This is a genomic window from Rheinheimera aquimaris (assembly GCF_020531985.1).
In the GTDB taxonomy this organism is placed as follows: Bacteria; Pseudomonadota; Gammaproteobacteria; order Enterobacterales; family Alteromonadaceae; genus Alishewanella; species Alishewanella aquimaris.
In genome coordinates this window covers 644695-670842 of the sequence record NZ_JAJAVQ010000002.1, presented here as the reverse complement: position 1 = coordinate 670842, position 26148 = coordinate 644695, and the positions used below count along the sequence as shown (strand labels likewise).

At 53.5% G+C, this 26148-nt stretch carries 21 protein-coding genes; 7 read left to right on the top strand and 14 right to left on the bottom strand.

Features of this window, described 5'->3' with window-relative positions:
- Positions 1 to 24 precede the first annotated feature (24 nt).
- From coaBC to slmA, 3 genes are read left to right on the top strand one after another with little or no spacing between them, the layout of a single operon-like run.
- Entirely contained in the window at positions 25 to 1239 is a 1215-nt protein-coding gene (gene coaBC / locus LHL18_RS07960) for a bifunctional phosphopantothenoylcysteine decarboxylase/phosphopantothenate--cysteine ligase CoaBC (protein WP_134053569.1), read from the top strand.
- Positions 1240 to 1263: 24 nt separating this feature from the next.
- Positions 1264 to 1722: a dUTP diphosphatase gene (gene dut / locus LHL18_RS07955; protein WP_134052509.1), complete on the top strand. Its 459-nt coding sequence runs from the start codon at positions 1264 to 1266 to the stop codon at positions 1720 to 1722.
- Between the two features lies 1 nt (position 1723).
- The gene (slmA, locus tag LHL18_RS07950; RefSeq protein WP_134052511.1) at positions 1724 to 2314 is read left to right on the top strand and encodes a nucleoid occlusion factor SlmA; all 591 of its coding nucleotides are present in this window, start codon (positions 1724 to 1726) and stop codon (positions 2312 to 2314) included.
- A gap of 332 nt (positions 2315 to 2646) precedes the next feature.
- Here slmA and LHL18_RS07945 read toward each other — a convergent pair whose 3' ends face one another.
- The 3 genes from LHL18_RS07945 to rph are packed head-to-tail and all read right to left on the bottom strand — an operon-like array spanning position 2647 to position 4430.
- Positions 2647 to 3018: a diacylglycerol kinase gene (locus LHL18_RS07945; protein ID WP_134052513.1), complete on the bottom strand. Its 372-nt coding sequence runs from the start codon at positions 3016 to 3018 to the stop codon at positions 2647 to 2649.
- 19 nt (positions 3019 to 3037) lie between these two features.
- A complete protein-coding gene (pyrE, locus tag LHL18_RS07940) occupies positions 3038 to 3682 on the bottom strand; it encodes an orotate phosphoribosyltransferase (protein ID WP_134052515.1) in 645 nt (214 codons plus the stop codon).
- Between the two features lie 34 nt (positions 3683 to 3716).
- On the bottom strand, positions 3717 to 4430 hold the full coding sequence (rph, locus tag LHL18_RS07935; RefSeq protein ID WP_008219734.1) for a ribonuclease PH: 714 nt from the start codon (positions 4428 to 4430) through the stop codon (positions 3717 to 3719).
- A 125-nt stretch (positions 4431 to 4555) separates the two neighbouring features.
- Between rph and LHL18_RS07930 the strand changes: the two genes are divergently transcribed.
- Entirely contained in the window at positions 4556 to 5416 is an 861-nt protein-coding gene (locus LHL18_RS07930) for a YicC/YloC family endoribonuclease (RefSeq protein ID WP_226766506.1), read from the top strand.
- Between the two features lie 49 nt (positions 5417 to 5465).
- Here LHL18_RS07930 and LHL18_RS07925 read toward each other — a convergent pair whose 3' ends face one another.
- From LHL18_RS07925 to recC, 6 genes are all read right to left on the bottom strand, one after another.
- A complete protein-coding gene (locus tag LHL18_RS07925) occupies positions 5466 to 6581 on the bottom strand; it encodes a Fic family protein (protein WP_226766505.1) in 1116 nt (371 codons plus the stop codon).
- Between the two features lie 332 nt (positions 6582 to 6913).
- Positions 6914 to 7336, bottom strand: coding sequence for a BLUF domain-containing protein (locus tag LHL18_RS07920; RefSeq protein WP_226766504.1), 423 nt, complete (start codon positions 7334 to 7336; stop codon positions 6914 to 6916).
- A 129-nt stretch (positions 7337 to 7465) separates the two neighbouring features.
- The gene (locus tag LHL18_RS07915; protein ID WP_226766503.1) at positions 7466 to 8917 is read right to left on the bottom strand and encodes an NAD-dependent succinate-semialdehyde dehydrogenase; all 1452 of its coding nucleotides are present in this window, start codon (positions 8915 to 8917) and stop codon (positions 7466 to 7468) included.
- A gap of 24 nt (positions 8918 to 8941) precedes the next feature.
- Positions 8942 to 10867, bottom strand: coding sequence for an exodeoxyribonuclease V subunit alpha (gene recD / locus LHL18_RS07910; RefSeq protein ID WP_226766502.1), 1926 nt, complete (start codon positions 10865 to 10867; stop codon positions 8942 to 8944).
- Positions 10857 to 14591, bottom strand: a complete 3735-nt coding sequence (gene recB, locus LHL18_RS07905; protein ID WP_226766501.1) for an exodeoxyribonuclease V subunit beta — start codon at positions 14589 to 14591, stop codon at positions 10857 to 10859. Before recB ends, recD begins: the two co-directional genes overlap by 11 nt.
- Complete coding sequence (gene recC, locus LHL18_RS07900) at positions 14588 to 17983, bottom strand: exodeoxyribonuclease V subunit gamma (protein ID WP_226766500.1); 3396 nt, start codon at positions 17981 to 17983, stop codon at positions 14588 to 14590. The genes recB and recC overlap by 4 nt, the downstream gene beginning before the upstream one ends.
- A 110-nt stretch (positions 17984 to 18093) precedes the next feature.
- Between recC and LHL18_RS07895 the strand changes: the two genes are divergently transcribed.
- Positions 18094 to 20466 carry a fatty acid cis/trans isomerase gene (locus LHL18_RS07895; RefSeq protein ID WP_226766499.1) on the top strand — a complete coding sequence of 791 codons (2373 nt, stop codon included), beginning with the start codon at positions 18094 to 18096 and terminating at the stop codon, positions 20464 to 20466.
- Positions 20467 to 20481: 15 nt separating this feature from the next.
- Here the strand turns inward: LHL18_RS07895 and LHL18_RS07890 are convergent, their stop codons facing one another.
- On the bottom strand, positions 20482 to 21297 hold the full coding sequence (locus LHL18_RS07890; protein ID WP_226766498.1) for an AraC family transcriptional regulator: 816 nt from the start codon (positions 21295 to 21297) through the stop codon (positions 20482 to 20484).
- 174 nt (positions 21298 to 21471) lie between these two features.
- Between LHL18_RS07890 and LHL18_RS07885 the strand changes: the two genes are divergently transcribed.
- A complete protein-coding gene (locus LHL18_RS07885) occupies positions 21472 to 22485 on the top strand; it encodes an alpha/beta hydrolase (RefSeq protein ID WP_226766497.1) in 1014 nt (337 codons plus the stop codon).
- A gap of 67 nt (positions 22486 to 22552) precedes the next feature.
- Here LHL18_RS07885 and LHL18_RS07880 read toward each other — a convergent pair whose 3' ends face one another.
- The 4 genes from LHL18_RS07880 to LHL18_RS07865 form a co-directional block, all read right to left on the bottom strand.
- Complete coding sequence (locus LHL18_RS07880) at positions 22553 to 22945, bottom strand: cupin domain-containing protein (RefSeq protein ID WP_226766496.1); 393 nt, start codon at positions 22943 to 22945, stop codon at positions 22553 to 22555.
- 113 nt (positions 22946 to 23058) lie between these two features.
- A complete protein-coding gene (locus LHL18_RS07875; RefSeq protein WP_134052536.1) occupies positions 23059 to 24114 on the bottom strand; it encodes a DUF2955 domain-containing protein in 1056 nt (351 codons plus the stop codon).
- A gap of 10 nt (positions 24115 to 24124) precedes the next feature.
- Positions 24125 to 25189: an HlyD family secretion protein gene (locus LHL18_RS07870; RefSeq protein ID WP_226766495.1), complete on the bottom strand. Its 1065-nt coding sequence runs from the start codon at positions 25187 to 25189 to the stop codon at positions 24125 to 24127.
- On the bottom strand, positions 25186 to 25677 hold the full coding sequence (locus LHL18_RS07865) for a MarR family winged helix-turn-helix transcriptional regulator (protein ID WP_206109411.1): 492 nt from the start codon (positions 25675 to 25677) through the stop codon (positions 25186 to 25188). The genes LHL18_RS07870 and LHL18_RS07865 overlap by 4 nt, the downstream gene beginning before the upstream one ends.
- 150 nt (positions 25678 to 25827) lie before the next feature.
- Here LHL18_RS07865 and LHL18_RS07860 point away from each other — a divergent pair, with 150 nt between their 5' ends.
- Positions 25828 to 26103: a Rho-binding antiterminator gene (locus tag LHL18_RS07860; protein ID WP_166670388.1), complete on the top strand. Its 276-nt coding sequence runs from the start codon at positions 25828 to 25830 to the stop codon at positions 26101 to 26103.
- Positions 26104 to 26148: the final 45 nt, after the last annotated feature.

The following is a 26148-nucleotide window of genomic DNA, read 5'->3' as shown; positions in this document are numbered from 1 at the left end:
TTTTCCAGTTCCGGCGGCTTTGTTATGCAGCAAACTCTTGCGCAAAAACGCATTTTACTTGGTATCAGCGGCGGTATTGCCGCCTATAAAAGTGCTGATCTGGTGCGCCGCTTAAAAGAGCGCGGTGCCGACGTCCGGGTCATTCTGACCGACGCCGCCCAGCACTTTATTACGCCGTTAACCCTGCAGGCACTGTCAGCAAATCCTGTCAGCACCAGCCTACTCGACCCGGCCGCAGAAGCCGCCATGGGCCATATCGAGCTGGCAAAATGGGCTGATTTAGTCCTTATTGCGCCCGCCAGCGCCGATGTTATCGCGCGGCTGGCACATGGTTTAGCTAACGATTTACTGACTACCTGCATTCTGGCCACTGCTGCACCTGTTGCTGTGGCCCCGGCAATGAATCAGCAGATGTATAAAAACATAGCCACCCAGAAAAATTTAGCCACACTAAAATCATATAATTTTTACATTTATGGCCCCGGCGCCGGTGAGCAAGCCTGCGGCGATGTGGGTTCAGGCCGTATGCTTGAACCGCTGCAGCTTGTCAGTGCAGTAGAAGAACATTTTTTAGCTGAACAAAAACTTAATAACATAAAAATTACAATTACTGCCGGCCCAACCCGCGAAGCTATTGATCCGGTTCGTTATATTTCTAATCACAGCTCCGGGAAAATGGGCTTTGCGCTGGCAAAAGCCGCCGCGGCGTTGGGTGCCGAGGTAACACTGATCAGCGGCCCGGTGCAGCTTGCCACGCCAGCCGGCGTAAAACGGCTTGATGTGACCAGTGCACAGCAAATGTATGAAGCAGCTATGGCGCAGGCCGTAAACAGCGATATTTTCATTGGTTGTGCTGCCGTCGCTGATTACCGGGTGGCAGAAGTTGCCAATGAAAAAATGAAGAAGCAAGGTGACAGCGCACTTGAGTTAAAGCTGGTGCAAAACCCCGATATCATTGCCAGTGTGGCAGCGCTAAGCCACAACCGCCCCTTTACCGTAGGTTTCGCTGCTGAAACCCAACATGTGCTGCAGTACGCCAAAGATAAACTGGCACGCAAAAAGCTGGATATGATTTGCGCCAACGATGTCTCTAAAAGCGATATCGGCTTTAACAGCGATCACAATGCCGTCACGCTGCTGTGGCAAGATGGTGAGCAGGCGTTAGCCGCCCAACCCAAAGAGCAGTTAGCAAATGCCATTGTGCAGCAGATCTTGGCCCGTTTTTCTTCAGAAAATTAATAAGTAATAAGAGTTTAGCCGTAAATGAAAAAAGCTATTGATTTGAAAATTCTTGACCCACGTATTGGCACTGAATTCCCCTTACCCGCATATGCCACCCCCGGTTCGGCAGGTTTAGACCTGCGCGCCTGCCTGGATAACACGCTGGTGCTGGCGCCGGGCCAAACAGTGCTGATCCCAACCGGCTTATCCATTTTTATCGGTGACGCTAACCTGTGCGCGACTATTTTGCCCCGTTCTGGCCTTGGCCATAAACACGGTATAGTGCTGGGTAATCTGGTGGGTTTAATTGACTCTGACTATCAGGGCCCGCTGATGGTATCAATGTGGAACCGCAGCTCGGACAGCTTTACCATTGAGCCGGGCGATCGTATTGCACAGCTGGTATTTATGCCGGTAGTGCAGGCTGAATTTAATATCGTGGACAGTTTTGAGCAAACTGAACGCGGTGAAGGTGGTTTTGGTTCATCAGGTAAAGCCTAAGATGCCGGCTCCCCGCAGTACCAATCGCAAGGAAGATATCCTGCAGGCGCTGGCCGCTATGCTGCAAAGCAATAATGGCCAACGTATCACCACTGCCGCGCTGGCGGAAAAAGTTGGCGTATCGGAAGCCGCGCTTTATCGCCACTTTCCCAGCAAAGCACGGATGTTCGAAGGCTTAATAGAGTTTATTGAAAATACACTGTTATCACGCATCAATGTGATTCTGGACGAACACAAAGCCACGGCCAGCCGCACTGAACTGATTTTGCAATTGCTGTTGGTGTTTGCCGAACGCAACCCGGGCATTTGCCGTATTTTAACCGGCGACGCCTTGCAGGGCGAGCAAGAGCGTTTGCAGGAGCGTGTTGCCCAGCTGTTTGAAAAGCTGGAAACCCAGCTGAAGCAGTGTCTGCGCGAGCGTAAACTACGTGAAGGTAAAGGCTTTAACATCGACGAAGGCGAGCTGGCCAATATGCTGCTGGCCACGGTGGAAGGTAAGCTGAGCCAGTTTGTCCGCTCCGGCTTTACCCGTTTGCCAACCCAGTACTGGGCACATCAGTGGGCTGCACTGCAACAGGCGTTGTTTGTCTGAACGGTATTGCAGGTTAGGAGATAACGTCAGGGATTAGGAAATGCTTTCTGCGCCGGCTTCAAGGATCACATCCCTGTGCCCTTTCAGCCTGCGCAGCATCCATGCCGCTGCTACGAAAGCACACCTAATCCCGTTCTTAATAAACTCCGACTTATCTGCCTGAAGCTTATCATTTAAGCGGAATCGGTTTGCCCTAAGCCAACCGTCTCAGCCCTGGATGGGCTGAGAGGAGCCCCCAGGGATTGGGTTCACGGCGTGTTGGTGTGGGCAAACCGATGGTAGCTGCAAGCTTAACTGGCCGGTATTAGACTTATCTGCCGGATATTTAGCAGTTAGAAGAAACGCTCATAAATCGCTGCGCCCCACACTAATGCAACAATCACCAAGCTGACAAAAACTGCTGCCGAGCCCATATCTTTTGCCCGGCCAGACAGCTCATGCCGCTCCAGGCTTACCCTGTCAGTTAGTGATTCAATGGCAGAGTTCAGCAGTTCAACCACCAGCACTAAACACCAGACACTGACCAACAAAGCGAACTGGCTGACAGACGTCGCCAGCCAGGCCGCAACCGGCACCGATAGCAGCGCCAGCACGGTTTCCTGGCGAAAAGCCGATTCAAACTTCCAGCTGGCAGCAAAGCCCTGCATCGAACACTTTGCCGCTTTAATAATACGACCAACTCCGGTGCCATTTGGCTTTAGCATACTGCTGTCCTGTTTTTATCTACTTCACACCATATTGCGCACGGTACGCTTTCACGGCGTCCAGATGCTGCGCCATTTCCGGCTTATCGGCTAAATAGCTGATCAGATCCGGCAGACTGATAATCGAAATAACCTTCGTATTAAAATCGCGCTCGACTTCCTGAATAGCTGATAACTCGCCCTGTCCCCGCTCATGCCTGTCCAGCGCAATCAGCACGCCGGTAAGTTCAGCGCCCTGCGCCTGGATCAATGTCATCGACTCGCGAATAGCCGTACCAGCGGTGATCACATCATCAACAAGCATAATGCGGCCTTTTAGCGGTGAGCCCACTAAGTTACCGCCTTCGCCGTGGGTTTTGGCTTCTTTACGGTTAAAGCAGTACGGTACATCGCGGTTATAATGATCCGCCAGTGCCACAGCAGTAGTTGTGGCGATAGGGATACCTTTATATGCCGGGCCAAACAGCACATCAAACTCGACGCCTGCATCGTTAAGCGCGGCGGCATAAAAGCGGCCTAATTTGGCTAAATCACTACCGGTATTAAACAAACCGGCGTTGAAAAAATACGGGCTGGTACGGCCGGATTTTAGCGTAAAGCTGCCAAACTTCAGTACCTGGCGCGACAGCGCAAATTCAATAAAGTCACGTTGAAACGGTTTCATAGCTGTATTTTTACCTTCAAACCTTAAGTCAGTCTTAAGCCAGTACGCGCTTTTGCTCGTCAATGATCTCGCGGATAGCGTGCTTGCCTAAATCCAGCATTTGCTGCATTTCCTCAAAGCTAAACGGCGCTTCTTCTGCTGTGCCCTGAATTTCAATCACTTTGCCCGTTTCCGTCATCACGATATTCATATCGGTTTCGGCGTTTGAGTCTTCGGCGTAATCCAAATCAGCCACCGCTGTGCCTTTATAAATACCTACTGATACCGCTGCTACCATAAAATTCAACGGGTTGGTTTTGATCATGCCTTTAGCACGCATAAAGTTCAGCGCGTCGACTAAGGCAACACAAGCACCGGTAATGGATGCTGTACGGGTGCCGCCATCAGCCTGAATTACATCACAGTCGATAGTAATCGTATTCTCACCCAGCAGCTTTAAATCCACCGCTGTGCGCAGGGCACGGCCAATCAGGCGCTGAATTTCCATGGTGCGGCCGCCTTGTTTGCCACGAGCGGCTTCACGGTCGTTACGGGTATGCGTAGCGCGTGGCAACATGCCGTATTCTGCCGTCACCCAGCCTTTGCCCTGGCCTTTCATAAAGCGCGGTACACCTTCAATCACACTGGCGGTACAAATCACTTTGGTATTACCAAACTCAACCAGCACAGAGCCTTCGGCATGAGCAGTAAACTGACGGGTAAATGTAAGGGGACGGATCTGACTGGCGGTTCTGCCACTTGGACGCATAGCTGCACTCCTGAAATTAACAATGTTCGCCATTATAAGTGTTATGGACAGTTAGGGCCATCAATTCGCCAAAATCGCTTAGCCTGCGGTATACTCGGTGTTTATTTACCGCCAGAGAGCATTTTATGATCCACAGTATGACAGCCTTCGCCCGTCACGAAACCAAAGCCAACTGGGGCACTGCCCAGTGGGAAATCCGTTCGGTTAACCAGCGCTATTTAGAATCCTATTTTCGCTTACCGGAACAGTTTCGCGGCCTGGAAAGCATACTGCGCGATAAATTACGCAGCAGCCTGCAGCGCGGCAAAATTGAAGTAAACCTGCGCTACCACGCTAACCAGGCAGCTGGCGAGTTAAGCATGAACGAAGTGTTTGCCGAACAATTGCTGCAAAAAGCCCAGCAATTACTGCAAAAAGCGCCGCAAGCGCAATTAAATATTGCCGACATACTGCGCTGGCCGGGTGTAATGGAAACCCCGACTGAAGATTTAGATGCTTTGCAGGGCGAACTGCTGGCCGGTTTCGATGCCGCCTTACAGGATTTTCTTGCCGGTCGTGGCCGCGAAGGTGAAGCCATAGAGCAGATGATACAGCAGCGCTTAACGGCAATTGGTGAGCAGGTTGCGTTTGTCCGCAGCCATTTACCGCAAGCTATGCAGTGGCAACGCGACCGTATCGTAAACCGTTTAAACGAGATTAAAGCCGACTTAGACCAAAGCCGGTTAGAGCAGGAAATGGCGTTTTTAGCCTCCAAATCCGACGTAGCTGAAGAGTTGGATCGGCTCGATGCGCACATCAAAGAAACCCGCCACACGCTGAAAAAAGGCGGCGCCTGCGGCCGGCGCTTAGATTTTATGATGCAGGAATTTAACCGCGAAGCGAATACGCTATCGTCCAAAGCCATCAGCACCGAGATCACCAACGCGGCCGTGGAACTTAAGGTGTTAATTGAGCAGATGCGCGAGCAGATCCAAAACGTGGAATAATATTACACTTTCACCCAACTAAATAGCAGGTTCATAGTGGAGCCTGCTATTACAAGATCACATATCTGGTACTTCTACCCCCTGCAGCGGTTTTTACCAAACACCCCATTTCTACCAACTGCGCCAAATGCCGGCTGGCGGTTGCAGGGCTTACCTTAGCCACTTTGCCGTATTGGCTATTGCTGATGCCGTTGCTGAAGTCGCCATCGAGTAACCGGTTTAGTACTTTGACCTGTTCTTTATTCAGTTGCGTTTGGTCTACCCTTTGCCAAAATCGTGTTTTTTGGAGCGTTTTATCGATATCAGCCAGCGCCTGCTTTAGGCTGGCGGTCAGGGTATCGAGAAACCACAGCAGCCAGGCTGTAATATCGGTATCGCCCTTTTGGCTTTGCTCAAGGATGTCGTAATAGCTGCTACGCCGCTCCAAGATAGCAACCGACATGGCATAAAAGCGGATGGACTGATGTTCTGCCTGTGCCAGTGCCAGATCGGTCAACAACCGCGCCAAGCGGCCATTGCCATCTTCCAATGGATGAATCGTGATAAACCAAAAATGCGCAATGCCGGCGCGTAGCAGCGGATCTAACTTGGCGTCATCACGCGAGCGGTTAAACCAATCGATAAAGCAATTAAGCTCGCTTTCTAATACTTCGCGCGGTGGCGCTTCGAAATGCACTTTAGGCCGGTCGATTCTACCTGAGACAACCTGCATTGGCTCGTTACCGCGAAGCTGCCCGCCCTGCACTCTTTGCATCAATGAGCTGTCAGACGGAAACAGCCAGGCATGCCACTGTAACAAGCGCTCTAACGTTAATGGCTGCAGCCAGTTACCAGTGGCGTCTGTCACCATGGCTGCAAGGCCATCCGACTGAGCTGTCGTTTCAACGCTTTGCAGTTCAGCAATACCCAGCTTTCGCGCTAATGAAGAACGTACCACACTATGGTTAAGGCGCTCACCTTCGATGGCACTGGATGTGAGAATGTTGGCAAGCATGGTATCGAGCGTAGCCTGTTGGTTATCCTGCACACCCATTTTGCCCAGCAGTACGCCTTGCAAAAAGTGCAGTTCACGTAACTTAGGCGTCAGTACCGCATGCTCATAACGAAACACCTGCTTTGCATCGCGCTGACGGCCGGGCCAATCCGGTTGTTGCCAGATCCACATAGGCAAGGCTCCTGCTGATTGAGATGAATATATTACACAATCTACTCACATAGTGAGGTGAATAGCAAGTATATTCACCTCATAAACAAATCTAGAAGCAATATGGGTTAACTGCAGCATTCATACCTGCCTTAACATCCGACCATGCAGTTTGCAGATAGATCGTTCGGCTTCGGTGCGTTAAGCATGCGAAAAATGGTGGGTAAAATGGCGGGTAAAACTGCATAACAACCACCACAAATAAAGCTATCAATATGATTTAAAGTTAAATTAATTTATCCACAAGCAGATCAAAAACGCGGAATAATCAGCGCCTGGCGTTAAAATAACCCTTACTTTAACGCCAGTTTAAACCACTCAAGCTGGCTTTCTGATACCTTGCTGGCCTGGCCTATCATATTCAGCACGGCGATAAAGTCTTGATTTTCACTGTTATCCAGCAGTTTTTTTACACCCAGGCTCCAGCGTAAAAAATCGCGTTGTGTGATTGATTTGCGCAGTAGCAGGCGCACATTAGTGTGGCGTGGATCTCGACAAATGCTGGCATAGAGCGCATCAACTACCGCGGCTTCACCTTCGAGATATTGCAAGAAGTAATGCTCGGTATAAAGCAGAGCGCCGGTAATATTACGCCTGTGGTTGTTTGGCTCGGCACGTAACTTTATTTTATTGATAGCGGCATCATCGGTGCTGGCGCAACGTTCACTTACGTAGATCAGCTGGATCTCATCTTTTACTATATCTTGAGTTACCACAGCGCTTATCCTTTAGCTTTACTGCATCTGTTATAACGCCAGTAGCGGTGCAAAGCAATGCACATCCAGACAATCAGACCCGCCAGCACTTATGTATCATGCTGGCGGCTTTTTAGCATGTGCGGCGCACTAAACACCACCAATGCACAGGTACTTAATATCGGTGTAATCATCCAGGCCGTATTTTGAACCTTCGCGACCATAGCCGGATTGTTTCACCCCACCAAACGGAGCCGCGGCATTAGATACCATGCCTTCATTTATGCCGACCATACCGAATTGCAGCGCCTGGGAAACGCGAAACACCCGGCCAATATCGCGGCTGTAGAAATAGGCCGCCAGACCATATTCGGTAGAGTTTGCCAGTTCAATTGCGTCCTGTTCAGTGTCAAACTGCTGTATCGCGGCAACCGGGCCAAAAATCTCCTGCTGGCTGATCGTCATCTCTGCTGTGACATCCCCCAGCACTGTTGGCTGAAAAAAACGTTCACCAAAGCTGTGATGGTGCCCGCCAAGCAGCAGCGTCGCGCCATCGTCTAACGCGCTCTGGGTCAGTTCGGTGACTTTTTGCAGCGCTTTATCGTCTATCAGCGGGCCAATATCGGTGCCCTTTTCCAGACCATCGCCAATGCGCAGCAGTTTTACCTTCTCAACAAATTTTTCAATAAAAGCATCGTAGACGCTACTCTGCACCAGAATACGGTTGGCGCAAACGCAGGTTTGGCCGGCATTACGAAACTTAGAAGCCATTAAGCCTTCAGCAGCGGCATCCAGATCGGCATCATCAAACACAATAAAAGGTGCGTTGCCGCCAAGCTCCATACTGACCCTTTTTACTGTATCAGCACATTGTTTTGCCAGCACTTTGCCCACCGCTGTCGAACCGGTAAAACTGAATTTGGCGACCCGGGGGTCCTGCGTTAGCACCTCACCAATCGCTTTGGCATCGGTGCCACAAATCACATTAAACACGCCCGGCGGAATACCTGCCTGCTGCGACAACTCTGCCAGCGCCAGCGCTGAAAGCGGTGTCTGGTGTGCGGGTTTCACCACAAAGGTGCAGCCTGCCGCCAGCGCTGCCGCAGCTTTACGGGCCAGCATAGCATTCGGGAAATTCCACGGCGTAATGGCAGCAACCACACCAACCGGCTGGCGCTGTACAATGATACGTTTGTCGGCAGATGGTGCCGGTATTGTATCGCCATACAGCCGCTTGGCTTCTTCAGCAAACCATTGCAGGTAGGACGCGCCATAAGCTATCTCGCCTTTGGCTTCCGCTAACGGTTTGCCTTGCTCTAACGTCATTAAACGCGCCAGGTCATCCTGATGTTTCATCACCAGTTGATACCAATCCAGCAACAGCGCTGAGCGCTCGGCTGCGGGTTTGGCTGCCCAGCCGGCAAAGCTGTCGCTCGCAGCCTGCACCGCTTGTTCGGCCTGCGTTTTACCCGCATCAGCAACGTCGGCCAGCGGCTGCAGATCAGCCGGGTTTTTTACGCTGAACGTATTATCGCTATTGTGCCAGCGGCCATTGATATAACTACCGTTCTTTACCAATTCGCTCGCGTCTAGTTGTAGCATAATGATCTCCTCTGTTTGCCGGGCTTAGAGCCCGCTGCTTCTGGCCACACGGCGGCTTATAGCCTGGCGCAGCAGTGCCGGCGCAGCACACAGCAAACTAAAGTGCTGTTTGGCACGGGTAATACCGGTATACAGCAATTCACGACTTAACAACGGGCTGTTATCCGGTGGCAGTACCAGGCAACAATGATTAAATTCCGAGCCCTGCGATTTGTGCACCGTAATGGCAAAGGCGGTTTCTACCTCGGTTAAGCGGCTGGGCAATACCCATTTGATGCTGCCATCGGCCAGCTGAAACACCACACGCAGCATGTTGCTGAGCGGATCAACTAACGTAATGCCGATATCGCCGTTCATTAACCCCAGGTTGTAATTGTTGCGCTGCATCATAACCGGCCTGCCACTGTACCACTGCTGCTGGCGGTTAATTATGCCGCTGCTGTGCAGCCACTGGCTGATTTGCTCATTTACGCCTTCTACGCCCCAGTCACCGCTGCGCAGCGCGCACAGCACCTGAAACCGGCTATAACTGCCAAGCACGCTGCGCGCCCAGTTATCCCGCTCATCTGCGGGGCCTGGCTGCGCCTGCTGCAGATACTGCCGGTAACCTGCAACGACGGTGGCCTTAAGTATACTGAGCTGATTTGCGCTAAACAGTTCAATATCCGGGTACTGCGCAAACAATTCCACCGCGCCGGTATCGCCGCGGTTCACTGCCGCAGCCAGCTGACCGATGCCGGAGTGCGCATCAAAACGGTGGCTTTTGCGCAGCATTACCGTGGCCTGGTTAAGCGCTGAACCCTCACCGCGCCATTTATCCAGCGCCACGGCGCTAAACGCTTGCAACAGCGCCATGGTGTCGTCGCGGTAGCCGCCCAATTCCGCGCCCCGGCATAAATCGCCCAGCACTGAACCGGCCTCAACTGACGACAATTGATCTTTATCTCCCAGCAGCACCAGCTGAGCCTGCTCTGGCAAGGCATCGAGCAGCGCCGCCATCATTTCTAAATCCACCATTGAGGCTTCATCAACCACCAGTACTTCCAGCTGTAACGGGTTGTCACGGTTATGCCGGAAGCTGCGCCGGTTTGGCACTGCCCCCAGTAGCCGGTGTAAGGTGGTCACCTCTGTCGGTATGGTGCGGGCGCGCTCTGCCGGTAACTGAGTTAGCGCACCGCTGATAGACTCGGTCAGACGCACAGCGGCCTTACCGGTTGGCGCTGCCAGTTTTATATTTAGAGCGCCGCCGGCACCGTGTTGTAACAACGCCAGTAGCTTTACCACTGTAGTCGTTTTACCGGTACCCGGCCCGCCGGTAATAATGGCAAACCGGCGCTGTAATGCCATCACACAGGCCAGCCGCTGCCAGTCGGGCTCGGTTTGCTGCGGTGTGGCAAATAATATATCCAGCTCAGCTGTTACGGCGTTGGCCAGCGGCAGCGTGGTGCTGAGCATTAAACTAAGATGCTGCTTTACGCGCTGCTCTGCCTGGTACAGCCGGTACAGATACAACCTGTCTTCGTTAAGCACCAGCGGTGCTGGCCCTGCCGTTGCCAGCCAGCTGCAGCCCTGCAGCGCCGCGCGGAAATCCCCGATCGTAAGGCCTTTTAGCACCACTGCAGGGCGGTCAGTAAAGCGCTGTAAAAACTGGTTTTGCGGCGGCAGGCTCAGCAGGCCGTCCGGGTCTTGCAGTAAGTCTTGCAGCAGAATACAGCTGTGGCCGCGGCCATACTGATGGCACAGTAAAGCACAGAGCAACCATAACAGCGGGTTTGGTTCAGCCGCCAGCTGATGAAGGGTTTGCGGTAACTGCACATCTAACGCGCGCAGCCAGCGCCGCTGCTGCCAGCGCTGTAACATAGCCTGCATCTGTGTCAGGTCCTGCAGCGCCGGATGAAACACCGCTTGCGGTTCTGGCTCATGTTCACCGGCAAATAAGTCAATTTGCATCTGCAACCTCCGGCACGGCTTTGCCGGCAAACAGGGCATCCAGCTGGGTTAACAGCGTAACTTGCGCGGGTAAGAGCAGTTGGCCCTGCTCTGGCGCGCGGATGAACCAGTACAGCGCACCACCGAGATAACGCTCTGGCGCCTGCAGGTAACCGGGTTGGCGTAGCTTCAACAACCGGTGCAGTGCCAGCATATACAGCACGGCCTGCACATCATAACGCTTATCAAGCAAAGCCTGCTGCATCGCTTCTTCGCTGTAGGCACTGTCATCCGACCCCAGCCAGTTTGATTTGTAATCCAGCACCCAGTAGCGGCCATCCTGGCCTTGCAGCGTTAAGTCAATAAAGCCTTTTAACATACCGTTTAACGTATCGGGTAACAGCGGCGGGCGCGACATACCGGGTAAAACGGCCTGACAAATCAGCTTATCTAACACTAATACCGGTACCTGCTCAGTTTGCAGCCAGAACTCCAGTTCTGATCGCACCTGCTGTAACTGCTTAAGCGACTGCTGCACACCGGCCAGCGGCGCCTGTAACATCTGCCCCAGCCAGCTGCGCAGCACCTGATGCCAGCTTTGCCAGTTATGCCGCGCCAGCTGGTGCGCTAACATGTCATCGCAAAAGGCATCATCGCACCGGGCGAACCCTTGCTGTTGCGCCAGCTCAAGCAGCTGGTGCAAAAAGGTGCCGGGCACAGCGCCACGTGGAAAATCATGCATGCTCTGATATTGCTCACTGTGCAGCAAAGGCTCGTTATTCTCCTCCTGCAACAAGCTGTCGAGCACAGTATCGGCCGCTAAGGCACCCTTATCTGGCGCAGCATCGCTAAGCTCCGGCGCCTGATTGCTGCCGGTACGCAGCGCAGAATAACTGGCTATCCACCAGCGCTCGCGCCTGAGCGGTGCAGTAAGTCTCAGCGCCGGTATCAGTTCAGGCACGCCCGCCACACTAAGTGGCGGCTGTACTGCAGGCAACGGCTGTTGCTGCCACGGCAGTACGCTAAGCGCCGTGGTTAAATCTGCCAGGGTGCAGTCATCCGGCAAGTTCAGCAGGTAGCCCAGTGCACTTTGCGCCAGTTTGCTTTTTTTACTGTTGCCTTCACTAAACGCCGCCAATCCGAGCCAGCAAGCGTATACCGGTCGGGTCAGTGCAACATATAACAGCCGGATGTCTTCCAACAGGCGCTCATGTTCAGCCTTTTGCAGCGTTGCATCATCGGGCATCAGATCCAGCACTCGCTGGCGGCCATCAAAATAACGCTGCGGCCGATCTTTTTTGGCTGCTTTAAAACCACAGATAAACGGCAGAAACACCAGGTTATACTGCAGGCCTTTACTTTTATGAATGGTCACCACCTGCACCAGCTGTTGATCACTTTCCAGCCGCAGCTGCTGCTCATCACTGTTACCATTGCCTGCCAGCTGCTCGCTTAGCCAGCGGATCAGGCCGCTTTCACCATCGCGCTGCTGGCTTTCACTTTGCAGTAATTCTGCCAGGTGCAGCACATTGGTCAGGCAGCGCTCACCCTGCTCCAGCGCCAGCCACTTTGCCGGCAAACCAAAGTAATGCAGCCAGGCCGTAAGCATGGCCAGTACGCCTTTGTAACGCCAGATTTGGCGAAATAACCGGACCTGTTCAGTGAGCTGCTCCCAGGCTATTTCGTTGTTCAGCCAGTATTGCAGCTGGGTATCGCTGTTTTGCGACAGGGGTAATGCCAGCGCCTGGCGCAGCAGGTTGTCATCTTCCAGCTGATGACAGGCTTTTAACCAGTACAGCACACTGGCGGCCTCGGCGCTTTGCAGCACCGACTCGTTATCAGACATATACACTGAGCGCACATTACGCGCGCTCAGCTCACGCCTGATCAGTGCTGCTTCATTGCGATCGCGTACCAAAACAGCAATGTCCGATGGCTGCAGTGGCTTAGCGGCACTATCGTCGCCGCTAAACAGCGCCTGACCGTTCTGTGCCTGATGCAGCAGATACGTAATTTCATCAGCACACGCCTGCGCCATCAGGCTTTGATAGCCACCTTTTTTCAGTTCGCCTGGCTCAGCTTGCGCCAGCCAATAATTCACCGCCGCTACTTCATTACTGCCACGCTGCAGCTGTGCACTTTTACCCTTAGCCTGTACCGGCAAAAACGGCAGTTCCGTCACATCACTGCTGCCAAAACCGAAAGCACCACGCTGGCTCTCAGCAGTACTGAATAGTTGGTTCACCCCTTCTACCAGCGCCGTGGTCGAGCGAAAGTTTGTGCTCAGGCTGTAATGCCGGCCAGCGGTTAACGTGCGGGCCTGCAGATAGGTATTTAAATCGGCCCCACGGAAGCTATATATTGCCTGCTTCGGATCCCCCACCATAATCAGCGCACTGTTGCGGCTTTGCACATCGGGGTAAATGGCACGGAAAATAGCAAACTGCAGCGGGTCGGTGTCCTGAAATTCATCCACCATCGCCACCGGATACTGTGCGCGGATCCGCGCTGCCAGCACCTGACCGCTGTCACTTAGCAGCGCTTTATGCAGCTGCAGCAGCAAGTCATTAAAATCCAGCTCACCGCGTTGCTGTTTGCGGGTATGAAACTCGCCACTTAGCCATATGGCTGCATGGTGCCGCACTGCCATTGCCAGTTCAGGCTTCGCCTGTAACAGCTGTGCTATCGCATCAAAATGCTCAAATACGGCATGGCGTAGTAGCGGCTGGCCTTTTTTCTGTGCGGCAGCCAGATTGGCCGCACGGTATTTTTGCACCATGCTGGTAAAGTCAGCGTCCTGGCTGCTTATCTTTTCAGGTTCAGCCAGCAGCGCCAGCCACCACTGGCGCTCTGCCGGCCAGCTGGCGGCACGAAACTTGTTGCCGTTTAACCAGCTGTTGTCAAACGCATCATCCAGCAGTGGCAGTACATCCTCTGTCAGCAGTGGCGGCAACTGCTGGCACAGCGCTGTCAGTTGCTGCTGCCACTGGCTAAGCGGTGCTGCGGCCTGCTGTGGGCTTAACGGTTCTGGTAACGGCTCGCCGCCGGCGTTAAATTGCATATCTTCTGCATCGGCTTGCAGCCAGGGCTGCACATCGGCCAGCAGCGCCTCGGGCGACTGCGCTACCCGCCCCAGCTCGTGTAACACAGCGGCGTCAGTCAATGGGTATAAAAAGCGGCGCCAGTAGTCACACGCCAGCGTGTGCAATAGCAGCTGATTATCGTCACTAAGCTGCTCAGCAAACCCCATACCGGAGTCAAAAGCATGCTCTGACAGCATGCGCTGACACCAGCTGTGAATAGTAAATACAGCCGCTTCGTCCATCCATTGCGCTGCACGCTCCAAGATACCGGCACAGGCCGGATACTCGTTTTTGCTGTAGTCCTGCAATAACCTGCTTAACAGCTCATCGTCAGTATTACCGGCGCGAAATGCTGTGGCGGCCTCAACCAGCCGTAACCGGATACGATCACGCAGCTCTGCCGTCGCCGCCCGGGTAAAGGTTACTACCAAAATTTGTGGCGGCGTTAACGTAGTGACAAAGCCACTATTTTTTTCGCTGTCTGTTGCGCGTTGACCATGGCCCAACACCAGGCGCAGATACAGGGCAGCCAGGGTAAAGGTTTTACCGGTACCGGCGCTGGCCTCAATTAACCGGCTACCGTGCAGCGGAAAAGTTAATGCATCAAGCGGTTTTACATCGTTGTTGTGCGCAGCTACCGCTGGCAGGCCAGGCTGGCTCATAGTGCGGCTCCGCTGTCGTTATCGGTCAGGGTTTGCAGCATAGGACCATACACTTTTTGCGCCCAATCGGTAAAACCGGCTGCCAGCAGTCTGTTAAAGTCCGGGTAGTAGCGCGTCAGCTCCGGTGCGTTGTCACGTTCGCCACTGCGCTGATAACCACCTTCAAACATGTCGCGGCATTTATTCTCGTCGCCGGTTTGCAAATAGCACAGCGCGGTTTTCGGCATCAGCGGCAGCGGCTGCTGTAGTGCAGCCAGCCAGTGTTGTACCAGTGCGTCCAGTGTTGTTGCTGCCTGTATCTGCGGCTGAGGCCGGATATGTATCGCATCATCCAGGCCGTACTGATAAATCGCCAGTGCCTCACCCTGACTGTTTGCCGCCAACTGTTGCAGCCAGCTACTGCGCAGCGTATGCACGCGCAACCCGCCTTTATCACGCACCGCGCTTGGCCGCAGCAAAATAAGCGCCTGTTGGCCGGCGTCATTACTGTAGACATTACCCAGCCGGTCATTTAACACAATGCCAGCGGGTTCAAGCTGTAAGCTCAATGCTTTGCTGCGTCTTTGCCAGTGCGTGCCGTCAGCGCGGTAGCGTGAAAACACCACACCGGCTTCACGCGCTATCTGGGCAGCACTGAGTTGCCCAAATAACGCCAACGGTAACCTGGCCTGGCGGGCCAGCTGCTGTACGGCTGCATCAATGTCGGTGTCTGCATCAAGTAATAACTGGTCCAGCACTTGCTGTTTCAGTTGGTACAACTGCAACGCATTGAGCACAAAAGGCTCAGCATCTTCTGTGGCATCGTTCTGCTGATAAAACCGGGTTTTAAAACGCTGGGTTAAATAATGCCGGCACGGGTTGGCCAGAAAGTCGTCCAGCAGGCGTAGTGTCAGTACCGGCAATAGCTCAGCCTCTGGCTGCATAGCTGCAGGTTCGGGCAGTTGCAGGGCGCTGCCAGGCTGATGCGCACTTTGCCACTCATGAGCATAAGTGTGGTAGCGGCCATTAAAATACTGCGCCGAAAACGGCTGCATCGGGTATTCGTGAGTCAGGCTTTGTGCGGTATCCGGCTGCTGCTCTGCTGTCCAGCCGTTATTGATCAGATCGCGCAACTGGCTAACCAGCACGCTTGGCGGTAACTCGCTATTGTTACGAATATCGCGCCCTACCCAGCTCAGATACAGGCTGTCGCGCGCACTTAACAGCGCTTCCAGAAACAGGTAGCGGTCGTCATCGCGCCGCGAGCGATCGCCGGCGCGGTAATCTGTTGCCATCAGGTCAAAGTCATCACGCATCCGGGAGCGCGGGTAATCACCATCATTCAGGCCCAACAGGTAAATACGCTTGAACGGTATGGCGCGCATCGGCATCAGTGTCGAAAACGTTAAACTGCCAGCCAGGAAGCGCTGGCTTAAACCACTGCTGGCGGCTTGTTCCAGCCAGGCTTCGCGCAGCACCAGCAGGCTGATTTCACAGCTAAAATCCCCACTGTCTGCCGCGGCAACCAGCTGGTCCAGCGCGTCGCTCAACCGGCTGTAAATCAGCTGGTCCTGCTCATCATTAAAATCAAACAGGCTCAGCAGCAAACCGTTCTCACCCAGCATAAGCTGTTGCCATTGCAACAGGCTGCGCGACTGCCCTGCCGCTATAACACTGTGCCAGTGCTTTAACTGCTGAATAAACTGCAGCACCGGCCCAAGCTCAGCTGCAGCCAGCCCGGCAACCTCTGCATAAGGTGCGGTATCCTGCCACAAGGGTTCATCACCAATGGCAAACCCCAGCAACATACGCTCAATACCAAACATCCAACTGTAACTGCTGTCCAGCTCACCCAACTCGAGTGTGCTACGCTGCGCACCATCCAGCCCCCAGCGCACACCGGCCTCGGTCAGCCACAGCTGCAATTGCGGCAAAGCGTCAGCATGCACACCAAAGCGGCGCTGAATAGCCGGCACATCGAGTAAATCGCTGATTTCACTTAAGGCAAAACGCTGTTTTGGTAAGTCCAGCAGGTATTCCAGCGCCAGTAACAGCGGCTGGCTGCCGCGCAAGCTCTGATCTGCCAGCGTATAGGGTAAAAAGCGCGGGTCGTCCTGCGCCAGGCGGCCAAACACTGCATGAATATGGCTTTGGTATTGGCTGATATCCGGTGTCATCACAATAATATCGCGTGGCTGTAGTGCCGGGTCGGCGCTAAACGCTGCGATCAGGTTATCCTGCAGAATTTCTACTTCGCGCTGGCGGCTATGAGCGATGTGAAAACTGATGCTGCTATCGGCAGCTGCCAGCATACGCGGTACTGCCGGTGTTGGGTTTAGCTCCAGCATGTCCTGCTGCAACTGCGTTAATAACGGCAAAGCGCTGATATCGGCAACCGGGTCAGAAAACAGGTCAATACGGCCATTAAACCAGTGTTGATAATGCTCGCTCTGGTCAAACTGATCCAGCAGGCTGATATAGTCGCGCCCCTGTTTACCCAAACTGGCCAGCAATACCGGCGCATGCAGATACAGCGCATCGGCATCCAGCACCGGCGGTAAGCCGCTTTTGCGCTGCTGGCGTTTTTGCGCAGCACGCATTTCATCTTTAATGCTGCTGATATCACCCCAAAAATGCCGGCACGGGTTTAATACGGTAAGCAGTACCTGCCGCTGCGCCCCGAGCGCTGATAACAGTTCGACAGTTTGCTGCGGCAGGGAAGACACACCAAATACGACGACGCGATCGGGTAGCAGATCAGGCCGGGCAAGCTTACCGTCACGCAGTGCGGCAAGTGCAGTGTTATGCACATCGGCCCGGCTGGAATAGGCATTTTCAGCGCAGACGCTGGCCAGTTGTTGCTGCAGTAACCGCCATAGCGCCGGTTGCCACAGCTGATCGGCGGGCACAGCGTTAGTGCCGTTCAGCAGGTCTTGCCCATCACGCCAGCGTTGCAGCCAGTCGGCACGGTATACCTGATACTGGTCAAATAAATCGGCCAGCCGCAGTGCCAGCTGATAGGCTTTACGGCCGTCGACATCATCCTCAAGGTAGCGTTGTAGCGGCACAAACACCGGCGCGGTAAGCTGGGGAAGTAATGCCAGCAAGCGCCAGCTTAAATTAGCTTTGTCGTACGGCAGGCTTTTCGGAATGCTGTCTCCCAGCACCGCCCGGTAAAGTTGCCAGACAAACTGGTTCGGCAGCTCTACCTGCAGGCCAGCGGCAATGCCCGGATGGCCGTTTGCTGTTTCGGCCAACGCCATTTTCAGCCACTGAGCAATACCATTACTTTGCACCAGGATCTCTTCAGTCCCCAGCACCGATACAGGATGCGTTGCCAGCCACTGCACCAGCAACTCGCGCAGCGTCTCCAGTTTATTGCTATGGATCACAACAAAACCCGGCTCTAGCATGCAATTTCTCTGCGAAAACAAGATGCTGGCAGAGTACCACAAGCGGCAAGTTTTGAGCTACCATTGCCGCTGGCGATATGACTGATTACGCCATGCAGCAAAGGAAGACTATGTTAAACACCGCCCTGCCCCGAAAAAAACTGCTGTTTGTGCTGATACTGCTACTGGCAGGTTGCGCAACATTAGCCCGGTTTGATTTAAACCAGCTGTATGGCAGCGCAACACCAGATAACAGAGCTGCCACCGGCAGCGATGCCGCTGACTTTAACGAGCAGATTAGGCCGATAATCGACCGGCGCTGCGTGGTATGCCACGCCTGTTACGATTCACCCTGCCAGCTAAATATGGCATCAAACGCCGGTATTGAGCGCGGCGCGCATAAAGAAAAAGTCTATGACGGCGCCAGGCTGCTGGCAGCAACGCCTAACCGTTTGTTTATCGACGCTCAGACATTACAGCAGTGGCGCGAGCGCGGATTTTTTCCGGTACTGAATGAGCGCAGCCAGACTGCAGAAGCCAATACCCAGGCCTCGGTACTGGCCAGAATGCTGCAGCTTAAGCAGCAACAGCCTTTGCCACAGGGCACCATTTTGCCTGACAGCTTCGACTTCAGCCTGGACCGCGACCAGCAGTGCCCTACCATTGAAGAGTTTGAGCACTACGCCAATAAACAGCCGTTGGCGGGTATGCCTTACGGTTTGCCGGCCCTTAGTAGCGCTGAACATCAGCAGTTAATGCACTGGCTAAGTCAGGGCGCCGCTATGCCGCCAGCCGCTGGGATACCCAAAGCTGAACTGGAACAGGTAGCCAAACTTGAACACTGGCTAAACGCCGACAACCTGAAAATGCAGCTCAGTGCCCGTTATATTTATGAGCATTTATTTACCTCGCACCTGTATTTTTCAGCACTGAACCAAGCGGGCCAAACGCCACAGTTTTATCAACTGGTACGTTCCGCAACACCACCCGGCCAGCCGGTCAGTGTGATTGCCAGTCGCAGGCCTTTTGATGCCCCGGGCGTCAGCCGGGTGTACTACCGGTTAACACCGGTGCAATCGACCATCGTCAATAAAACCCACCAGCCGTACGATATTAACGCCGACTTACTGCAAAAATGGCAGCAATGGTTTGTCGATGCTGTCTACAGCGTGGATAAATTGCCCGGTTATGAAAGTGAAATAGCGGCCAACCCGCTTACTGCTTTTGTCCAGTTACCGGTAAATGCCCGCTACCGTTTTATGCTGGAGCGCGCAGAAAACACCATCATGGGCTATATCAAAGGCCCGGTCTGTCGTGGTCAGGTGGCGTTGAATGTGATCAACGACAGGTTCTGGGTGTATTTTGTCAAGCCTGAAATGGCCACCGCACCCGGTGTCGAAGCCTTTTACTTATCGCAGCAAAACAACCTGCGTATGCCGGCAGAAAAAGACAGCACTGCCTTTGCCGTCAGCTGGGTAGCATTTGCCAAACGTCAGGGCGATTACCTGCGCGCCCGCAGCCGGTTTTTAAACGAAGCCCTGCAAGGCGGCCAGCACCTGACAATGGACGGCATCTGGGATGGCGACGGTAACAACCAAAATGCCAGCCTGACGGTGTTTCGCCATTTTGATAATGCCACTGTGGTAAAAGGTTTGGTTGGCAACGCGCCCAAAACCGCCTGGGTGATAGATTACGCGCTACTGGAGCGGATCCATTACCTGCTGGTGGCAGGTTTTGACGTATACGGCAATTATGGCCATCAGCTAATGACCCGGCTCTACATGGATTTTTTACGCATGGAAGGCGAATCTAACTTTCTGGCGTTTTTACCGCCTGAGCGCCGTCGCAGCGAGTTTAATGCCTGGTATCAGAAAGCCGGCCCGGAGCTGACACAGTTTATTGAAGGCGATATTAACCCCTTTAATCAGCCAAGCGGCATTCATTACCAAACTGATAACCCCAAACAAGAGCTGTATGCCCTGTTCGCAAAGCACCTTCATGCGGTACAACCTGAGCAACATCAGTTATCTGCCAGTGGCCTGAATAAGCAAAGCCTGACTTTATTGCAGCAACTTAATGAAATAAAAGGTGAAAGCGCAGCCATACTGCCGGAAATAACCATGATCGTGGTTGAGCCTGAGCAGGGTAAAGACCCTGAACTGTTTACCTTGCTGCGCAACAGCGCCCATTTCAACGTAAACAGCCTGTTCTCTGAAGAACAAAACCGCGATAAACAAAATGACGATGTCACCTTGGTGCACGGCATTCTGGGCAGTTACCCTGATGCGTTCTGGCATGTGCAGGAAGCCGATTTACCTCAGCTGGTAAAGCTGGCCAGAGCGATTAACAGCGAGCAGGATTACACGGCCTTGCTGGATGCTTTCGCCGTGCGGCGCAGTAATGCTAACTTCTGGCAGTTCAGCGACCGGCTGAACACAGTGTTCCAGCAGCGCAACCCTATAGACAGTGGTTACCTTGACTATAACCGGCTGGAAAACCGCTGAGTGTCTACATACTGGTTACTGCTGCTGTAACCACTCGCGCGGGCTGGCACCGGTTTTACGCCGGAATGCCCGCGCCAGCGCTGATGGGCTGTCATAGCCCACTTCGTCAGCGATCAGCGCTATAGGCCGGCCTTCGCGTAAACGTTTTTGCGTCAGGCTGACACGCCAGCTTAGCAGGTAATCCGCCGGGGTTTTACCCACTACCTTATGAAACTGCGCGGCAAAACTGGCCCGCGACATACTGGCTGCACTGGCAAGCTCCGCCACCGACCAATTTTTCTCAGGCTGGTCATGCATTAAGGTTACAGCCCGAGCCAGACGCCAATCGGCCAGCCCCGCCATCATACCGCTTGAAACAACACGGTTGTTCATCACATGGCGCAGCAACTGAATCATCACCAGCTCAACCAGGCGGTTTAACACCGCATTTCTGCCACAGTTTTGCTCTGCGCCTTCCTCAAACAACCAGGCAAGGCCACTTTGCAAGGTGGGTAGCTCACGCAGCGGCATTACCAGGCAATCGGGCAACGCCGTTGTCAGCGGGTTGTCCAGCCCACCGTCAAAGCCCAGATAGGCACTAACCAGTTGCACCTTATCAGCCTGATGTGCCTGCAACGCATGCGGCATGGGCCGCGGCATAAAAATCAGGCTCGGCTCGGTGAGCTGCATATCACGCGACGCTGCCTGCAAACCCAGCCGGCCGCTACCGAGTAAATGCAGCGTGCCACCGCGCTGCGGGGCTGCATAATCACTGTTGCCATAAAAAACACCACTGTGAAACACGCTGGCATGCATACCAAACTGCGCCAGCAGGGTTGAAAGCCTGTCCATCCTCTTTCCTCAAATACATTTAGACTATCTGCATCATACTTTAGACAATATGGCGCCAAAAAGAAATTCAGTTGCGTAATATAAGCATCAACCGCGGTACGACGTAAGCAACACAACTTGCTTGGCTGCGTAACTTACTTAAGCAACTAACTGATAAACTTTGAGGAACACACCATGAAAACATTAAACACTGTAATCACTGCCAGCCTGTTAGCATTAAGTATCGGCAATGCCATTGCCGCAGGCTCACCGGGCGTTGAAACGAAAACACAGGGCTTCTTAAATGCCTTAGCCCAGGGTGGCGGTAAACCACTGGAGCAGTTATCACCTAAAGATGCCCGTGCAGTATTAACCGGCGCACAACAAGGTGCCACCTTACCGGCTGCTGATGTCAGCGAAAAAATTATCAAAGTGGATGGCCAGAGCATTAAACTGGTTATCGTTAAACCCCAAGGCAGCACAGGTACTTTACCGGCCTTTATGTTCTTCCACGGTGGTGGCTGGGTACTGGGCGATTTTCCAACGCATGAGCGTTTAATCCGCGATTTGGTGCAGCGCTCTGGTGCAGCGGCAGTGTATGTTGATTACACACCATCACCGGAAGCAAAATACCCAACGGCAATTAACCAGGCGTATGCGGCAACCCAATGGGTAGCAAAGAACGGTAAACAAATTGGTGTCGACGGCAGCCGTTTAGCGGTAGCCGGTAATAGCGTCGGTGGTAACATGGCGGCGGTAGTGGCATTGAAAGCGAAAGAAGCAGGCACACCGACGCTGAAATTCCAGCTGTTGCTGTGGCCGGTCACCGATGCCAGCTTTAACAATACGTCTTACCATACCTATGCCGATGGCCACTTTTTAACCCGCAACATGATGCAGTGGTTCTGGGATAGTTACACCACGTCACAGGAGCAGCGTAACGAGATTTATGCCTCACCGCTGCGTGCGACCAAAGCCCAGTTGCAGGGCTTGCCACCGGCATTAATTCAGACCGCTGAAATGGACGTGCTGCGTGATGAAGGTGAAGCCTATGGCCGCCATCTGAGCGATGCAGGTGTGACAGTGACTACAGTACGCTATAACGGCATGATCCATGACTTTGGTTTGCTGAACGTGCTAAGCGATGTACCGGCAGTGCAAGACGCACTGGACCAGGCTGGTCGTGAGTTAAAAGACCACCTGCAATAAGCCGCCGTGCCAGATAAAGCCCCTACATGGGGCTTTACTATTTACGCTCATGTTGCCGTTGCAGTATTTAAGCAGGCCGGTGTTCGGTGCCTTCACCCGGGGTGATAAACAACAGCTTACAACTGCCCTCTGTTCTGGCGGTATGCCAGACATTACGAGGAACCAGCACATATTCGCCCTGCCGGCTTAGCTTAATACTGACATCGCCATCGTCGGTTTGCAGAATAAACTCCGTCTGGCCGCTTAACAGGATCACGATTTCATCACCGTTCGGGTGCCTCTCCCAGCTTGGCCAGTTAGCACTGAACGCGTAACACGACACCAGCTGATGGCCGGCAAAGCCGTTATAGGCTGAATCCAGCCGCTGATATAAACCACCGTCAGCCAACTCAACGGACGCCTGCTGGTTCGGGTTTAACACCACAAACTCACTGTCAATCGACAAGGTTGTTTTTGTCATCTTACTGTCCTTTGCACTGCTTTGCCCGGGCAAAAAACACCGGCAACGTAGCAACAGTAATAGCACAACAGGGCAGAAAACGCCGTAGCTCCCCTGGACGGTTTCAGCGCTGGCTAGGGCAACTGTAAGCGTGTGGCGGCGAAACGGTTTAACAACTGATGCATCAGATACACCGCAATCAGCGTACAAACCACTGAAATAGCGACTGAACTAAAGCGGTACAAGGCGCTGTACACCAGATCACTTTGTGGCGTCAGATACTGGCCGAATAAAATTCCCATCGTTGTCATGGCACCAAAACCCGCGCCAGACTGACCGCCTTCAAACATATGATGGCGGGCAAACAGCATGATGCTGACCCACATCGCCAGCGTGACAAACAGCAAAATATTCGAATGGCTGTAAAGCAGCAGCTGAATGGCCAGCCCGACATTACACCCCACCAGCGTGCCAATAGCCCGGTTCCAACCCGCTTTGCCGGCGCCGTGCCAGTTTAGCGGAAACAACACCAGCACTGATGCTACCTGCGCCGACAACGAATCGATCAGATCAAAGCTTTGAAATACGAGAAACGACAGGGTTGCCACCGTAGTTGCCAGGATCACTTCATGGCGTTGGTTGCTCAGCGGTTTAGCCGGCATCTGGCGAGCAGCGCGCGGCGAGGTATCCGGAAATAGCGTGTACATTAAAAACGTGACAAACAACGTAAAGACACCGGCCATCAGGTTCGACATCACGATATCGCCAACATGGGTCAGCGGTGCCGGATAACTGGCAAAATGCAACTGCATCGACAAGCCTACCAGGGTGGTGGCACCAAACAAAAAATGTACGCCTTGTGTCATACAACGGAATAAAAAACCAAACTGTAGGATCACCAGCAACGTCATCAGGCCCGGTTTGTCGCCAAACAGCCCCTGCACCAGCAACACACTGACACTGACAAATAAAATACCGGCGATAAACTGTCGAACCACATGCGCATTTAATACCGGCACCAGCCCCAGTAGCAGCATAGGGTTAACCGCAAAAAAGGTACCGTAGTTCCAGTCCATCAGTTTGCACACGACAAAGCCCAGTGTGCCGCCAAAGGCAATGCGCAGACACTGCCTGACATCATTGCTGCTCAGCTGCAGTTTGGGGTGAGTAACACTGGCGGGCGAAGACATGCTTTACCCCTTAATAGATATAATGCAACAGGCTGATCAAGCGTGCCTGTGCCTGGCCCAACCAACGCGCCGGGCCTGCGGCAGGGTAAAGCTGTACAGTCGCGCGGGCACCGGTAGGCAACGCGGCCAACACCGCATCGCTATCATCCAGAGTCAGGTGTAAGCGCAGATACTGCGCATCACGCACCCAGCGATCAGAACTTTCCGGGTTCGCCAGGCTGCCATCGGCGTTCAACTGACCATCTTTGACACCGGCATCGATAGCGCGCACCGTGGCAGCAAATACCTGTCCCGGCAAGCCATCAAACATCACACTGGCTGCTGTACCGGCTTTGACTTTTGTTAACGACTTTTCCCGAAAATCAGCAATAATATCGGCTTCATTTGCCACCAGCGCCGCCAGTGTTTTGCCGGCCGTAGCATAATTGCCCGGTACCAGTTGCAGGTTGGTCATCACACCATCTACCTTGGCGCGCACATCAGTGTACTGCAGGTTTAACCGCGCATTTGCCAGTGCATTAGCGGCCTGGCGTAACAGTAAGTTAGCCTCGCCCGGCTCGCCCCGGCGTACCACCAGCTCATGAGCCTGCGCTTTAGCCGCGTCAACCTGTGCCAGCGCCGCCTGATAATTGGCAGCCGCTTTATCCAGTTGCTGCTGCGACACACTGCGCGAACCTATCAGCTGCTGCAGCCGTTTGACTTCCAACCCGAGTTCCTCTGCCTGCGCCTGATACGCCGCCACACTGGCCTGAGCCGAGGCAATTGCGGCATCAAGCTGAGTATTTTCCTGCTGCGCGGCCTCCAGCGCCAGTTCTGCTTTATCGACTGCCAGCTGATAGCTTTGCTTGTCCAGACTAAACAAAATGTCACCGGTTTTTACCTGCTGATTATTCTGCACCAGCACCTGTGTAACCTGGCCACTCACCTCTGAGGCGATGCCAACGACCGGATGCATAACACGGGCCTGGGCACTGAGCGGTAACCAGATATCAGCGACAATAAAATACACAAAGGCGATAACAAAGACGACGATCGCACCGTGCACCCAGCGTTTAAAAACCTGATCCGGTGTCATAGATTATCCTCCGCTGCCGTGGTTACCAATAAGGCGCGGGCGTTGCGCTCCATCAGATCCAGCGCCTGCATCAGTTGCTGCACCGCAGCCGGTGTTAAATCCCGATACAACGCCTGCCTGATTTGCATCGTGCGTTCAATCAGTTTAGTCAGTGTTTGCTGGCCGGCAGGGGTAAAATACAGGCAGTGTGCTCTTTTATCGGTCGGGTGTGGCCGCCGCTCCAACATGTCCAGTTCAACCAGTTGACCGAGCGTGCGGCTTAACGATGGCATCTCAATCCCCAACTCCTGCGCCAGAGCCTGCTGAGTTGCGCCCTCACCCAACAGCTGCAAATGCAGCATGGCTGTCCAGCGCGCTTCGGTCATATCCAGTGATTGCACGGCGGCAGTAATAGCACTGCGCCATAAGCGGTGTACACGGCCAATCTGGTTACCCAGCGGCACCTGCAGCATGGCTTTCATATCGTTCAGATCAGTGGTGTCAGTCATCGCATACTCAGCAATTAGTTAGCATGCTAAGTATTTTACACCACCTTTATTTAGTTAGCAAGCTAAGTATTTGGTAATAAATTTGACGAGTGCAATATTCAGCGCTATTACATGACTACCGCCCTTACCGCACCTTTGCCCGGAGCTATCATGTCCGCCAATGTTCTAGCCTGCGATTTACATGATCATATAGAAATCATCTGCATGCGCCGTTACCCGGTCGCTGTACACCTGCTCGACGGTTCGGCCGTTCACGGCACCGCACACGATACCCGCAGTAATGCTCAACAAGAGTTTTTGTTGCTGCAGCAGGACAGCGACAGTATTGAAATCCCCCTGCTGCAGATTGAGCATATTGACGTACTGGATGCCAGCGCACCGCAGCAGCACATCAGTTTACAGCAACAAGGTAGTTGTAAATTTTAACAGTGCAATTCATTCAGGCTTCGGTAGTACTGCCGCAATTCTTTG